This is a genomic window from Acidovorax sp. FG48, assembly GCF_057809085.1.
Window position 1 is genome coordinate 1 of the sequence record NZ_JBMDJH010000005.1, and the last position, 13,612, is coordinate 13,612.

Below are 13,612 nucleotides of genomic sequence, written 5' to 3' on the forward strand. Positions count from 1 at the left end.
CTTACTTGTCTGGGCCTACCTTTTGGCAACGTGCACTTCGTTGTTTAAACCGCCGTGAAAATGGCCGCAAGCGCTAGTGATTAAAGCGCTAGTAGCTACACATTTGATAGTAAATGGGCGTTGTCAACAGCACAGGGTCTGTGTGGCGTAGGCAACTACCCTGGCCGATCTGGATGCGGCACGGCGCTGCATTGCGCAGGCGCGCCAAAGGCTGGGTGGGCGCTGCGCTGTAGCTTCGGCCACCGATGGTGCAGGGGCGTGTAGAGGCTTGCAGACAGTGGCACCAGCAGCAAAACCAACGGGGCCCTCGGGCCCCGTTGGTTTTTGAAGCGGGCCGCACCGGGTGCAGCCCTGTTGGCCCCTAGCTCAGGCGGGTTTCAGGCGGAGTTCAGGCCTGGTTCAGGCTGGGTTGCTTGGCCGCTGCCGTCAGGTAGCCCACGGCCGCGCCGTTCTTGTTCTTGTAGTTGGCCTTGATCATCGGGTCCAGCGTGTCCTTGACCACGCTGTGGATGGCGCCCCAGTCACCGGCGTGCTGGAAGTTGCTCATGATGTACGTCCAGCCGTTGATCTCGTCCACGGCGTGCAGGCCGGTGGACTCGCCGCCCGAGGGGATCGACATCACGCGCGACAGCTGCTTGGTGTCCACGTTGTAGGCCCACAGGAAGTTGTTGACGTGCTGGCTGCTGTCTTCGCCGATGAACAGGGTGCGCATCTTTTCCGAGAACTTGAGGTTGTCCGGGTTGGCGATGTTGTTGGGGTTGGCGGTGTTGCCCAGGGCGTCGGCGGTGATGTCCTCACCGGCCAGCAGCACCTTGGTGTCCACGGGCATCCATTCGCTGTTGATGTTGCCGCCAGCGGTGTCTTTCTGACCGCCACGCAGGTTCAGGGCGAAAACGCCACCGGCCACCAGTTGCTTGGGTACCGAGATGCCGTTGCCCGGCACGTTGGCGGCGTTGCCTGCCACCATGGACGACTGGATGTTCTGCAGCGCGGAGTAGGCAATCTTGTCCTTGGCGTTGACCGTGGTGCCTTCCATCTTGGTGAAGCCCAGGCTGGCGCCCAGGTAGGCGGCGTAGCGGTGGGTTTCCAGGAAGGCGGCGGCCTTTTCCATGCCGGGGTTCAGCTTGATCCACTCGGTCTTGCCGTTGGCCACGATCTTGGTGTAGCTGGCGTCGGCCGGGTCGGTGGTCTTCACGGTCATGATGTCCGTGGGCTTGAGCGTGTTGGCCAGGTTCTCGATCTCGGCGCTGGTGGCCGAGCCCATCTTGATCCAGGTGAGGGGAGCCGCCGTGCCCACCTTGGGGTCGATGGAGAAGCCGCTGCCCACCTTGGCCACGTACAGCGTGCCGGACGACAGGTCTTTTTCCTTGTCGGCCACGAACACGAAGTAGCCGCTGTTGGTGGCGTCGTCGCCCATCAGCGCCGTGCGGTTGTCAGGCATCACCTGCACCAGCTCGTGCGAGATGCGGCCCATGCAGAAATGCTTCTTGATGCTGGCGGTGCCGTCGGGGTTCACCGTCACTTCGGGCATGTGGCCGTAGTGGTAGGGGTTGGCCTTGGTTTCGTCGCCATACAGGTTCTTGCTGTAGGCCTTGAACATGGCGTTGCTGGCAATGCTGAACGCATCGGGCTCGTATTCTTCGCTCGACAGGTGGGTGCCCCAGGGCGACAGGCTGGCGCCGCAGGTGATCCACAGGCCGTGCACCTTGGAGGTGTCCACGTTGTGGTACTTCACCAGGCTCAACTTGCCGGTGGTCTGGTCCTGGTCCAGCGTCAGCACGGCGATGGGCGAGGGCAGCTTGCCGTACATGTCGGTTTTGCCGTCTTGCGCCCAGGTGGTGTATTCAAACTGCACCACGGCAAACACGGCCTTGCCCTTGAGGCCGGTCACGGTGGGGTTGGCCACGGTCAGCAGCGAGGTGCCGTCGGGCGAGTCCGAGAAGTATTGGCGCTCCTTGCCAGCCACCGTGGCGTCGATGATGGGCTTGTTGTTGATGTCGTAGTAGCCACCCGACAGGATGGTGCCGCCCTTGCCGTCGGACACCATGTCGCCCGTCACGAAGAACGGCTGGTAAGCCAGCTGGTACGAGCGCACCGAGTCGTCGCTGAGCTTGATGTTGAGCGTGGAGCCCACGGTGGTGGTGGCCATGGCAGCGGCGTTGGCCAGGGTGGGGGCTGCCATCGACGTGAAGCTGGCCGACACAAAGCTGGGCGCGGCGGAGTCGCTGCCACCGCAGGCGGTCAGCAGGGCGGCCGAGGCGCTGGCGCTGAGCGGCAGCATGGGAACGCCGGCCAGCAGTTGCAGGGCCTTGCGGCGGGTGGGCATCGTCGGTTGGGTCATTTTCGGGGTGTTTCCAAGTGGGTATGCGAACGGGCATGCCACGCCCTGATCCGACCGGGAACCTTGTTGGAAAGGCGTGTGGGGCGGGTGGCATGGAGTCCAGCCCGCGATCCTAGGAACGCCCCGTGACAGTGGTTTGACGTTTGTGTGACGGTTTGACGCAGTGCCTGGCGCACTGCGTAACGGCACCTCAAGGCGCGCCGCGCAGCCATCGCGGCGAGCGCTGCGGCTCAGCGCGGCAGGGTACCGCTGAGCAGCGTTCAGTCCCGGGAGCCGGGCGGGCCGTAGGAGTTGCCAGTTCCGTAGTTGTTGGCCGGTGCGGCCGCGCCACCGCTGCCATCCTTGACGCCCTTGCGGCCTGACACCTGCCACGCGGTGCGCTGGTTGACCAGCCCCGCCAAGAACTCCATCTCTTCGTCCGTGTGATTGATGGCACCGGCCGGAGTCAGCAGCCGGCCATTGCGGGGTGCGGGCTCGGCCCAGAACGACTGGTGGTAGCTGGACTGGCTCACCAGGCGCTCGCCGCCTGCCGTCAGCTCCACCGTGCCATAACAGTTGCAAAGGTAGCCGCGCTGGTCCTGGTCGGCAAACACCTCGGCGTACACGCCGGTGCCGCGGATGCCTGCGGTGGCCGTGGGCAGCGCAATCTGCCGGTCTGGGCCGCGCCCCCATACCGTCGCCACTGCACCGCTGAGCAGGCGCAGCAGCTTGACGGCGGTGGGTGTGTCGCTCTCCATCGCCATGCGCGAGTTCTGCCGCACCATGAAGGCGCTGTCGCCCACTGAGAACACCAGGCTGGCGCCCGGCCCGGTCTCAATGCGGTCGTTGGCGGTGATGGTGTGCTGCGCCGTCAGGGGCTCGCCATTGCGCAGCACATCGCCGCGCACTTCCACGATATTGCTGCGCGCCTGCGCATGGGCGGCAGCCCAGCCCCCGCCCGCTACCCACAGCGCCGCGGCCTGCACCACGCTGCGGCGCTGGAACCAGATCAGCTCGTCGTCAGAGCGGCCCTGCAGGTGGTGCGTCAGGGGGGCTGGGGGGCGGGTTGTCATGGGGCGCCTCTTCTTGCTGCGGGGTGTAGGGGGGCTCGAAGCAGTCGCGGAAGGTGAAGACCACCGAGGTGAAGAACATGGCCGCCAACATCATGGCAGCGCCCACCATGATGCCACCGGCCATCGATCCCGCAAGCCCCGCCACAGCCAGCAGGGCCGACACGATGCTGACCACCAGCCCGCCCAGCAAAAACACCCCCAGCCAGCCCAGCCCATAGACGAGGAACGCGCCAAAGTTGCGCACGCAGGCCACGATGGAGAAGAACAGCGCCTTGACCGGCGGCACGCCATGCCAGTGCACGAGGCCCGGTGCATGCCAGAACAGCAGCGACAGCGGCAGGTACAACAGCATCGACAGCCACATGGCGCGCTGGAAGTCCGGGTTCTCGGCAATCTCCCGGGTCATGGGCGCGCCGCCCAGGTACACCTGCGCAAACTGGCCACCATCCAGCAGGGCCGACAGCCCCATGATGCCGAGGAAAGCCACCGCATACAGCACACCCAGCGTGAGCATGTCGCGCAGCCGCTCGCGCCCGGTGCGAAACGCCACCAGCAGCACCGTGGGCATCGGAAACCGCCCTTGCGATGCCTGCGCCGCCGCCACCATCATGGCCAGCGTGGCCGACGGCAGCAGTGCGAGGGCAATGGCCGGGCCCACCAGCGGAATCATCGTGGCCAGCGACATCGCCGCCATGGTCATGAAGAACAGCGCAGCCAGCGCCATGGGCTGCCGCCAGAACGCCCGAACGCCGAGCTTGACCCAGGCCATGCCGGTGCGTGCGGGAACGATGTGGAGTTTCATGAATACGTTGGAAAGGAGGGGAGGCTCGCACCGCCAGCTGTGCCCTGGCGCCAACAGGGGGCGTCGAGCGGCATCGGATGTCGGGTGGGCGAATAAGGCCGAATTTACCCCACCGCCCCAAACCGGTGGCTGGGCCAGGGGTTAGAGGCTGCTCGCCTGTGGTGGGATCAGCCCGCGTGCACGGGCAGTGCCAGGCGCCCGCGCAGCACGCGCTCGAAGTGCGTGGGGTCGTGGGGCTTGAGCATGGAGGCCTCGCGCGGCAGGTAGAAGTCCCACAGGCGCGAGATCCAGAACCTCAGCGCCCCGGCGCGCAGCATGGCAGGCAGCAGTTCGCGCTCGGCCGCCGTCAGCGGGCGCACGGCCTGGTACGCGTCGAGCATGCGCGTGGCGCGTTCGGCGTCATGAGTGCCGGTGGGCAGGTCGATGCACCAGTCGTTCAGGCACACGGCCAGGTCAAACAGCCAGGTGTCCACCCCTGCAAAGTAGAAGTCGAAGAAGCCCGTCAGCTCTTCCCCTTCAAACATCACGTTGTCGCGGAACAGGTCGGCATGCACGGGACCGCGTGGCAGGGCAGCATAGGCGGAGCTGGCCGCCACATGGTTCTGGTAGGCCAGCTCGGACCGCAGCAAGGCAGCCTGCGCAGCGTCAATGTGAGGCAGCACTACCGGCACCGTCTCGTTCCACCAGGGCAGCCCACGCAGGTTGGGCTGGTGGCGGTCAAAGTCGCGGCCCGCCAGGTGCATGCGGGCCAGCATGGTGCCCACGGCTGCGCAGTGCACGCCCTGTGGGGCCAGCTGGCTCTTGCCGCGCAGCTTGTTGACCACGGCGGCGGGCTTGCCGCACACGGTGTGCAGGATGTCGCCATTCTTGTCGGCACGCGGGTCGGGCACGGGCACGCCGCCGTGCGCCAGGTGCTTCATCAGGTACAGGTAGAACGGCAACTGCTCGGCCGTGAGGCGCTCGAACAGCGTCAGCACGAACTCGCCCTGGTCGCTGGTCAGAAAGTAGTTGGTGTTCTCGATACCGCCCTCAATGCCGCGCAGCTCCACCAGCTCGCCCAGTTGCAAACGGCGCAGCAACTCGCGCGCCTCGGGATTGGAGACTTCGGTAAAAACGGCCATCGCTCAGGGGGTCGAAGAAAAAAAAGAAAGGGAAGGGGCGGGACAACGGGGGCAAGCGGAGGCTTAACTGGCGGCAGCGCAGTGCGCGCGCCACCCTGCAGCCCATCAGAACTTGAACACGTTCCAGACGCGGGGCGCCGTGGTGGTCTCGGCGCCATTGTTGCCGCCAGCGCGGCTGCGCGCGCCGTCGGGCGACTGCACTTCGTAGGCGGGCAAGTTGCCGGTCTTGGGCTGTACCGAGATGTTCTGGGTTTGCCCGCCCACGCGCAGTTCATCCACACGGCTGCCTGCGTCTTCGATCTGGATGCGCTCCGTGCGCTGGTTGCTGCGGCCGGACAGGGGCTCAGGGGCGGGCAGCGCCTCGCGCTGGGCGCCCGCAGCGGTGGGTGCGGGCGATGGAGACGGGGTTTGGGCCAGGGCATTGCCGCAGGCCATGCCCAGCAGCAGAAGAAGGTGAACAGCGCGCATCGGGCGATTGTAGAGCGCCGCCCGGCAGGCGTTGCCATAGGGCGTGGACGTGCACAATTGCCGGATGAGCAACAAAAAGACCCTGGTGCTGGTGGACGGCTCCAGCTACCTCTACCGCGCCTTCCACGCCATGCCCGACTTGCGGGCTGTGCCGGGCGACCCCACCAGCCCTGCCACCGGTGCCATTCGCGGCATGATCAACATGATGCAGGCCCTGCGCAAAGAGGTGACGGCCGATTACGCCGTGTGCGTGTTTGACGCCAGCGGCCCCACCTTCCGCGATGCGCTTTACACCGAATACAAGGCCACGCGCTCGCCCATGCCCGACGACCTGCGCAGCCAGATCGAGCCCATCCACCAGGTAGTGGACCTGCTGGGCTGGAAGGTGGTGGCCGTGCCCGGCGTGGAGGCCGACGACGTGATCGCCACCCTGGCCCACACGGCCGCAGCGCAGGGCATCGAGGTCATCGTGTCCAGCGGCGACAAAGACTTGAGCCAGTTGGTCAACGAGCACATCACCATCATCGACACCATGAGCGGCAAGCGCCGCGACGTGGCGGGCGTGACGGCCGAGTTTGGCGTGCCGCCCGCGCTGATGGTGGACTACCAGGCCCTGGTGGGCGACACCGTGGACAACGTGCCTGGCGTGACCAAGGTGGGCCCCAAGACCGCCGCCAAGTGGCTGGAAGAATATGGCTCGCTCGACAACCTGATTGCCAACGCCGACGCCATCAAAGGCGTGGCGGGCAACAACCTGCGCGAGGCCATTGCCAGCGGCCAGCTGGCCTTGAGCCGCCAGCTCGTCACCATGAAGACCGACTGCGCGCTGGCCGACTACATTCCCGGCCTGCCCGCGTTTGACGACATCACGCTGGACGCGCCCGACAACGAGGGCCTGCTGCCGTTTTACGAAAAGTACGGCTTCAAGGGCCTGGCCGCCGCCATCAAGGGCGCTGCAGCCCCGGCCACAGCAGCCCCCACCGTCGCCATGCCCGGCCAAAGCGGCGACCTGTTCGCGGACCACTCCGCCAGCACCGTGGCCGAAGAAGCCCAGCACCGCACTGTGGTGTACGACACCATCCTCAATTGGGCAGACTTTGACCAGTGGCTGGAGCGCCTGCACAAAGCCCCACTCGCGGCCATCGACACCGAAACAGACTCTCTCGACGAAATGCGCGCGCAAATCGTCGGCATCTCTTTCAGCGTGCAGCCCGGCGAAGCCGCCTACATCCCCCTGCGGCACGAAGGGCCCGATGCTCCCGCGCAACTGCCCCTGGATGAAGTGCTCGCCCGCCTCAAGCCCTGGCTGCAAGACCCCAAGCACCCCAAGCTGGGCCAGCACATCAAATACGACCGCCATGTGTTCGCCAACCATGGCATCGAAGTGCAAGGCTACGCGCACGACACCATGCTGCAAAGCTACGTGCTGGAAGTGCACAAGCCCCACAACCTGACTAGCCTGGCCGAACGCCACACCGGCCGCAAAGGCATCACCTACGAAGACCTGTGCGGCAAAGGCGCGCACCAGATCCCGTTTGCGCAAGTGCCGGTGGACAAAGCCGCCGCCTACTCGTGCGAAGACTCCGACCAGACCTTGGACGTGCACAACGCCCTGTGGCCCCTGCTGCAGGCGGACGACAAACTGCGCTTCATCTACGAGCTGGAGATCGCGAGCAGCGAGGCCCTGTACCGCATTGAACGCAACGGCGTGCTGATTGACGCCCCCACGCTGGCCGCACAAAGCCATGAACTGGGCCAGCGCATCCTGCAGCTCGAAACCGAGGCGTACGAGATCGCAGGCCAGCCCTTCAACCTGAGTAGCCCCAAACAACTGGGCGAAATCTTCTTCGACAAGCTGGGCATGCCGGTTGTGAAGAAGACCGCCACTGGCGCCCGCAGCACCGACGAAGAAGTGCTGGAAAAGCTGGCCGAGGACTACCCCCTGCCCGCCAAGCTGCTGGAGCACCGCAGCCTGGTCAAGCTCAAAGGCACCTACACCGACAAGCTGGCCCAACTGGCCCTGCCACGCACCGGCCGCGTTCACACGCACTACGCGCAGGCAGTGGCCGTCACCGGCCGCTTGTCCAGCAACGACCCCAACCTGCAGAACATCCCCATCCGCACCCCCGAAGGCCGCCGCGTGCGCGAGGCCTTTGTGGCGCCCGCAGGCCGCGTGATTGCGAGCGCCGACTACTCCCAGATCGAGCTGCGCATCATGGCCCACCTGAGCGGCGACCACTCGCTGCTGCACGCCTTCCACGCCGGGCTGGACGTGCATCGCGCCACCGCTGCCGAGGTGTTTGGGGTGGAAGTCGATCAAGTCACCAGCGAGCAACGCCGCTACGCCAAGGTCATCAACTTCGGCCTCATCTACGGCATGAGCAGCTTTGGCCTGGCCAAGAACCTCGGCATCGAAACCAAAGCCGCTGCCGCGTACATCGACAAGTACTTCCAGCGCTACCCCGGCGTGAAGCAGTACATGGACGACACCAAGGCCGCCGCCAAATCCATGGGCTACGTCGAAACCGTGTTTGGCCGCCGCCTGTACCTGCCCGAAATCAACTCCCCCAACGGCCCCCGCCGCGCCGGAGCTGAGCGCGCCGCCATCAATGCCCCCATGCAGGGCACGGCGGCTGACTTGATCAAGCTGGCCATGGTGGCCGTGCAGAAAGAGCTGGACGCCCACAAGCCGAACATCCAAATGATCATGCAGGTGCACGATGAACTGGTGTTCGAACTGCCCGAGAGCGAGGTGGACTGGCTCAAGACCCACATCCCGCGCCTGATGGCGGAAGTGGCGGCGTTGAAGGTGCCGTTACTGGCCGAGGTAGGGGTGGGGGCTAATTGGGATAAGGCGCATTGAGGTTGCGAAGCTGTAGTAGTGGTGGACCGGGCGTTTTGGAGCTTTTAGCCTCTCGTGCTTGTCTGGTTGGCGCTTGCTGCTGTCAAATTCGAGCAGTGGTACTGGTCATTGCCAAGGGGATTCGGGTCGTATTAGGGTGCTTGGCAATCTGACCTGCAGCAGATGGATGCGAACGACGCTGAAAGTCGAAATAGATGGCTTTTTTTGCGTTTTTTGTGCAAAAGTCTGGGGCGGTGTAGGATCGCGCCATGCTAGTCGAATTCTCGGTCTCTAACTACCGATCTATCCTTGAGCGACAGACGCTCAACATGGTCGCGTCAACTTATTTCAAAGAGCTTGAAGCACTCAACACGTTCACTCCAGAACAGGATGACGCAGTGCCTCGCTTGCTGCGTTCCTCAGTGTTGTACGGACCAAATGCTTCTGGAAAAAGTACGTTAATTCAGGCACTTCAATTTGTAGAGGGCCAGGTGCTTAACTCGCAGAAGGAAAGCCAAGCTGGCGACGAGATTGATGTAGTACCGTTCAAATTGACAGCAGAGTCTCGTGCTGCCGATAGCGAGTTCGAAATCACCTTTGTCGAGGGGGGCGTACGCTACGAATACGGCTTCACCTGCAATCGCAAGCGTTTTACGGAAGAGTGGCTCATCGCATATCCACTGGGGCGCGCGCAAAAATGGTTTCATCGTGTTTTTGATGCTGATGCCGATAAGGATGTGTACAAGTTCAGCACTTCATTTTTAGGCGGGCGACAAAGGCAAACTTGGGCTGCACAGACACGTCCTAATGCACTCTTCTTTTCGACAGCGATCCAACTTAACAACGAGCAACTTAAGCCGGCCTTTGACTGGTTCAAGTTGCGCTTGCGGGTATTTGATTCCATTAGCGGATTTAGTGCCGGCTACACCCTCCGGCGCTGTTCTGATGAGTTTGATCGATCACGCATTGTTGCGTTTATGAACTCAGCTGATTTGTCAATTTCAGACATTCGTGTAAAGGAGTCTTCTTTTTCCGCTGAATTTCTTCCCAAGGAAATGCCGAAGACTATTCGGGATGAATTCCTCAAAGATATGGCTGGTAAAAAGATTGTTGAGCCACGATTTTTTCACAAAGATGTGAATACGCAAGAGACTGTGGAATTTGACGAGTCAGAAGAGTCTGACGGTACTCGTGCGCTCTTCGCGTTTGCTGGTCCTTGGCTGGATGTTCTTGAAAACGAGCGGGTTTTGGTAGTCGATGAACTTGATACGAGTTTGCATCCTTTGCTTGTCCATCATTTGGTAAAGCGGCTTCACCACGAAGGCACCAAGGCGCAACTTATTTTTACAACTCACGACACGACCCTACTCAGTCAAAAACTGCTGCGCCGTGACCAAGTATGGTTTATGGAAAAAGATGAGAAAAGCGCCACCCGCTTGTATCCACTGTCTGACTTTAGCCCGCGTGATAACGAAGCTATTGAGCGTGGTTATCTAAACGGCCGCTATGGTGGCATTCCATTTTTAAAGGACTTAGATTTCTATGGGGTCTGAGGATCTCTTCCATAAGCGAAAGGCACGTGCTGTCGCGGAACTGCAGCGCAAAAAAATCGAGCGCGCAAGAAATAAAAGATACTTGATTGTCTGTGAAGGCACGAAGACGGAGCCTAATTATCTGCAAGAGTTGTTGGACGATTTGCGCATTCGCCCTCAGGTCGTCCGAATTGCTCGCAACGAAGGGGTTTCTCCTGATCGCGTTGTGGCGCATGCACTGATGCTGTATGAAGAGGATGCAGTAGCAGGCGACTCTTTTGACCAAGTTTATTGCGTATTTGATCGAGATCGACATACCACCTTTGATGCTGCCGTGCAGCGAACAAAGGATTTGTCTTTTGCGGGGAAGCCACTTTTGGCAATTACATCTACGCCTTGTTTTGAAGTTTGGTTGCTTCTCCATTTTCAATATTCTGATCAACCTTTTTATCCTAGTGGTAAAAAATCAGTTGGTGACCAAGTTGTTACAGTCTTGAAGTCGATGCATGGGTTTTCCAAGTATGGAAAAGGTCAAAGCGGTATTTATGCACAGTTGAAAGGGAAATTGACTGATGCACTTGCAAATGCGGAGCGTTTGCGCGAACAGGGTATGGCGACGGGTAGTGTTAATCCAGCAACGGATGTTGATAGATTGGTAAAAGACATTCAAGCTATAGCTCCGTAGTTGCTTTTCCGTATCAATTTGACTTTAAGTGCGAGATTTGCAAGCCGCCATGCTGAATTAGTTTGTGGCGAATTTTTCAAAGCCATTCGGATCAACGCCAAATTTCCCCCTCTTGTCTGGATGCCCTCATGACCACCCCCTACACCCCCCCCGCCATCTGGCAATGGAACAAAGAAAACGGTGGCCATTTCGCCAGCATCAATCGGCCCGTTGCTGGGGCCACGCACGACAAGGAACTGCCTGTGGGCAAGCACCCCTTGCAGCTCTACTCGCTGGGCACGCCCAATGGCGTGAAGGTGACCGTGATGCTGGAAGAGCTGCTGGCGCTGGGCCACAGCGGGGCGGAGTACGACGCGTGGCTGATTCGCATCAACGAGGGGGAGCAGTTTGGCAGCGGCTTCGTGTCTGTGAACCCCAACTCCAAGATCCCCGCGCTGCTGGACCGCACCGACCCGGCCAACCCCGTGCGCGTGTTCGAGTCCGGCGCCATCCTGATGTACTTGGCCGAGAAGTTTGGCAGCGCCTTTTTGCCCAAGGATGGCGCGGCGCGGGCCGAGTGCCTGTCTTGGCTGTTCTGGCAGATGGGCAGTGCGCCGTTTGTGGGTGGCGGGTTTGGGCATTTTTATGCCTACGCGCCGGTCAAGATCGAGTACGCGATTGACCGCTATGCCATGGAGGCCAAGCGCCAGTTGGATGTGCTGAACCAGCGCCTGGCCGTGACCGAGTACGTGGCGGGCGATGAGTACACGGTGGCAGACATTGCGATCTGGCCCTGGTATGGCTTGCTGGTGAAAGGGCAGGCCTACAACGCCGGCGAGTTTTTGCAGGTGCACGAATACACGCATGTGGTGCGCTGGGCCGAGCAGGTGGCCAAGCGACCGGCGGTGCAGCGCGGACGCAAGGTGAACCGCGTGCAGGGCGACCCGGCCAGCCAGTTGCGCGAGCGGCATGATGCGAGCGACTTTGACACCAAGACGCAGGACAAGATCGAGGCTGCGGTAGCAGCAGCTTCTTCACCCGCACGCTGAATGCTTTTTGCAAGGCGTCTCCATGATCACCCTATACGACTGCTCCACCGCCCCCAGCCCGCGCCGTGCGCGCATCCTGCTGGCTGAAAAGGGCGTGAGTCACGACACCGTGCAAGTGGACCTGCGCAATGGCGAGCAACTGGGCGATGCCTACCGCCAGATCAACCCACAGTGCACGGTGCCTGCGCTGCGCGCGGAAGACGGCTTGCTGCTGACCGACAACGCGGCGATCACGGCGTATGTGGAGGCGCGCTACCCGCAGCCTGCACTGCTGGGCGAGACGCCCGCAGAAAAGGCCGAGATTGCGAGCTGGAACTGGCGCATGGAGTTCGAGGGCCTGCAGGCCATTGCCGAGGCGCTGCGCAACAGTGCGCCCGCCATGGCCAACCGGGCCTTGCCCGGCGCGGTGGACTACCCGCAAATCCCGGCCCTGGCCGAGCGTGGGCTGGTGCGTGTGGAGCAGTTCTTTCAGCTGCTCAACGAGCGCCTGGCGGGCCGCGACTTCATTGCCACCGACCGCTTCAGCGTGGCCGACATCACGGCGGTGGTGGCCGTGGACTTTGCGCGAGTGGTCAAGCACAAACCGGGCGAGCAGCACCCGCACTTGCTGCGCTGGCGTGCAGCCATGGCGCAGCGGCCATCGATGTCGCTGTAGCGGCGTCGGCGCATGGCGGGATACGCCATGCCTTGCAGCTGGCGCTCGTTATTGCGCTTGGTATGCTATTGAATAGATAGCTGTTAGCGCTTTCTGGATAAGCGCTGGAGTCCGTTTTCCCTTCAAATTTCTGAACAAGAAAGTTGGACCGTGCTTCGCGCGTTGCGCTCGTCACCTCACCGCCAGGCAGTCGCCACCAACTGGCTGTAGTGCACCGCCTTGCGGCCCAGCAGCTGCTCGAACACCGCAGGGTTGCCCACGTTGTCGCTGCCCAGCATGGTCAGGGTTTCGGTGCACCAGGGCACGCTGGGCACGGCGTCGCCCAGGCGGGCACTCAGCTGGGTGAGCGGGTCGGGCAGGCGCAGCACATGCGCCTTGCCATGGCCCAGTTGCTGGCGCAGGCTGGCAATGAAGTCACCCATGGTCAGGGCCTCGGGGCCAGCGCATTCGACGATGCCCTGCGTGGCGATGGCAGGGCCCAGCAGGGCAACGATGGCGGCGGCCAGGTCGTGCACCGACACGGGCTGCACCCGCGCCGTGAGCATGGGGCCGGGGAACAGTGCCACCGGCAGGCGCGCCAGGTTCATGAATAGCGCGCTGCTGTCACCGCCTTTGCCAAACACCACACTGGGGCGCAGGATGGCGGGGTGCAATGCACCTTGTTGGGCCAGCGCCAGCAGGTGCGTGTCTGCTGCGCGTTTGGTGGTGGCGTAGCGGGTGGCGCTGCCTTCAATGCCCAGTGCCGAGATGTGCACAACCCGCCTTACGCCCGCCTGGGCGCAGGCGTCAAACAGCGCGACGGGCGTGTGCTGGTGCACGGCATCAATCGGGCGCGCACGGCTGTCGCGCAGTACTCCCACGGCATTGACCACGGCATCGATACCCGCAAGGCGCGGCAGCCAGGCCTGGGCCGAGATGTCCCGCGCAAAGTCCATGGGCACCTGCAAGGCGCCGGGTGACCGGTGGCGGGGCGATACGCCGCCGTGCACCTGGTGTCCTGCCCGGGTGAGTGCGGCAGCCACGGTGTGGCCCACAAAACCCGTGGAGCCGGTGAGCAAAATGTTCATCAGCGTTGTCCTGCGAAGA

General features: G+C 62.5%; 11 protein-coding genes. 5 read left to right on the forward strand and 6 right to left on the reverse strand.

What is annotated here, in order from left to right:
- Positions 1-388: 388 nt before the first annotated feature.
- From ACODSU_RS08830 to ACODSU_RS08850, 5 genes are all read right to left on the reverse strand, one after another.
- Positions 389-2,341, reverse strand: coding sequence for a PhoX family protein (locus ACODSU_RS08830; RefSeq protein WP_488841762.1), 1,953 nt, complete (start codon positions 2,339-2,341; stop codon positions 389-391).
- Positions 2,342-2,601: 260 nt separating this feature from the next.
- Positions 2,602-3,393, reverse strand: a complete 792-nt coding sequence (locus ACODSU_RS08835; RefSeq protein WP_488841764.1) for a FecR domain-containing protein — start codon at positions 3,391-3,393, stop codon at positions 2,602-2,604.
- Complete coding sequence (locus ACODSU_RS08840; protein WP_422849033.1) at positions 3,341-4,195, reverse strand: BPSS1780 family membrane protein; 855 nt, start codon at positions 4,193-4,195, stop codon at positions 3,341-3,343. Before ACODSU_RS08840 ends, ACODSU_RS08835 begins: the two co-directional genes overlap by 53 nt.
- 167 nt (positions 4,196-4,362) lie before the next feature.
- Positions 4,363-5,316: a homoserine kinase gene (locus ACODSU_RS08845; protein ID WP_146871291.1), complete on the reverse strand. Its 954-nt coding sequence runs from the start codon at positions 5,314-5,316 to the stop codon at positions 4,363-4,365.
- A 105-nt stretch (positions 5,317-5,421) separates the two neighbouring features.
- Complete coding sequence (locus ACODSU_RS08850; protein WP_488841767.1) at positions 5,422-5,784, reverse strand: hypothetical protein; 363 nt, start codon at positions 5,782-5,784, stop codon at positions 5,422-5,424.
- Positions 5,785-5,848: 64 nt separating this feature from the next.
- On the opposite strand from ACODSU_RS08850, the gene polA reads away from it, so the two are divergent.
- The 5 genes from polA (at position 5,849) to ACODSU_RS08875 (ending at position 12,526) form a co-directional block, all read left to right on the forward strand.
- The gene (gene polA, locus ACODSU_RS08855; protein WP_488841769.1) at positions 5,849-8,647 is read left to right on the forward strand and encodes a DNA polymerase I; all 2,799 of its coding nucleotides are present in this window, start codon (positions 5,849-5,851) and stop codon (positions 8,645-8,647) included.
- A 248-nt stretch (positions 8,648-8,895) separates the two neighbouring features.
- Complete coding sequence (locus ACODSU_RS08860) at positions 8,896-10,179, forward strand: AAA family ATPase (RefSeq protein ID WP_488841771.1); 1,284 nt, start codon at positions 8,896-8,898, stop codon at positions 10,177-10,179.
- Complete coding sequence (locus tag ACODSU_RS08865) at positions 10,169-10,843, forward strand: RloB family protein (RefSeq protein ID WP_488841773.1); 675 nt, start codon at positions 10,169-10,171, stop codon at positions 10,841-10,843. The genes ACODSU_RS08860 and ACODSU_RS08865 overlap by 11 nt, the downstream gene beginning before the upstream one ends.
- A gap of 128 nt (positions 10,844-10,971) precedes the next feature.
- The gene (gene yghU, locus ACODSU_RS08870) at positions 10,972-11,871 is read left to right on the forward strand and encodes a glutathione-dependent disulfide-bond oxidoreductase (protein WP_488841775.1); all 900 of its coding nucleotides are present in this window, start codon (positions 10,972-10,974) and stop codon (positions 11,869-11,871) included.
- Between the two features lie 22 nt (positions 11,872-11,893).
- A complete protein-coding gene (locus ACODSU_RS08875; RefSeq protein ID WP_488841777.1) occupies positions 11,894-12,526 on the forward strand; it encodes a glutathione S-transferase family protein in 633 nt (210 codons plus the stop codon).
- Between the two features lie 176 nt (positions 12,527-12,702).
- Here ACODSU_RS08875 and ACODSU_RS08880 read toward each other — a convergent pair whose 3' ends face one another.
- Positions 12,703-13,593: an NAD-dependent epimerase/dehydratase family protein gene (locus ACODSU_RS08880; protein ID WP_488841779.1), complete on the reverse strand. Its 891-nt coding sequence runs from the start codon at positions 13,591-13,593 to the stop codon at positions 12,703-12,705.
- Positions 13,594-13,612: the final 19 nt, after the last annotated feature.

Bases quoted from the DNA above. Each gene is read 5' to 3' on its own strand.
- ACODSU_RS08830 (WP_488841762.1), bottom strand. From the start codon at position 2,341: ATGACCCAACCGACGATGCCCACCCGCCGCAAGGCCCTGCAACTGCTG.
- ACODSU_RS08835 (WP_488841764.1), bottom strand. From the start codon at position 3,393: ATGACAACCCGCCCCCCAGCCCCCCTGACGCACCACCTGCAGGGCCGC.
- ACODSU_RS08840 (WP_422849033.1), bottom strand. From the start codon at position 4,195: ATGAAACTCCACATCGTTCCCGCACGCACCGGCATGGCCTGGGTCAAG.
- ACODSU_RS08845 (WP_146871291.1), bottom strand. From the start codon at position 5,316: ATGGCCGTTTTTACCGAAGTCTCCAATCCCGAGGCGCGCGAGTTGCTG.
- ACODSU_RS08850 (WP_488841767.1), bottom strand. From the start codon at position 5,784: ATGCGCGCTGTTCACCTTCTTCTGCTGCTGGGCATGGCCTGCGGCAAT.
- polA (WP_488841769.1), top strand. From the start codon at position 5,849: ATGAGCAACAAAAAGACCCTGGTGCTGGTGGACGGCTCCAGCTACCTC.
- ACODSU_RS08860 (WP_488841771.1), top strand. From the start codon at position 8,896: ATGCTAGTCGAATTCTCGGTCTCTAACTACCGATCTATCCTTGAGCGA.
- ACODSU_RS08865 (WP_488841773.1), top strand. From the start codon at position 10,169: ATGGGGTCTGAGGATCTCTTCCATAAGCGAAAGGCACGTGCTGTCGCG.
- yghU (WP_488841775.1), top strand. From the start codon at position 10,972: ATGACCACCCCCTACACCCCCCCCGCCATCTGGCAATGGAACAAAGAA.
- ACODSU_RS08875 (WP_488841777.1), top strand. From the start codon at position 11,894: ATGATCACCCTATACGACTGCTCCACCGCCCCCAGCCCGCGCCGTGCG.
- ACODSU_RS08880 (WP_488841779.1), bottom strand. From the start codon at position 13,593: ATGAACATTTTGCTCACCGGCTCCACGGGTTTTGTGGGCCACACCGTG.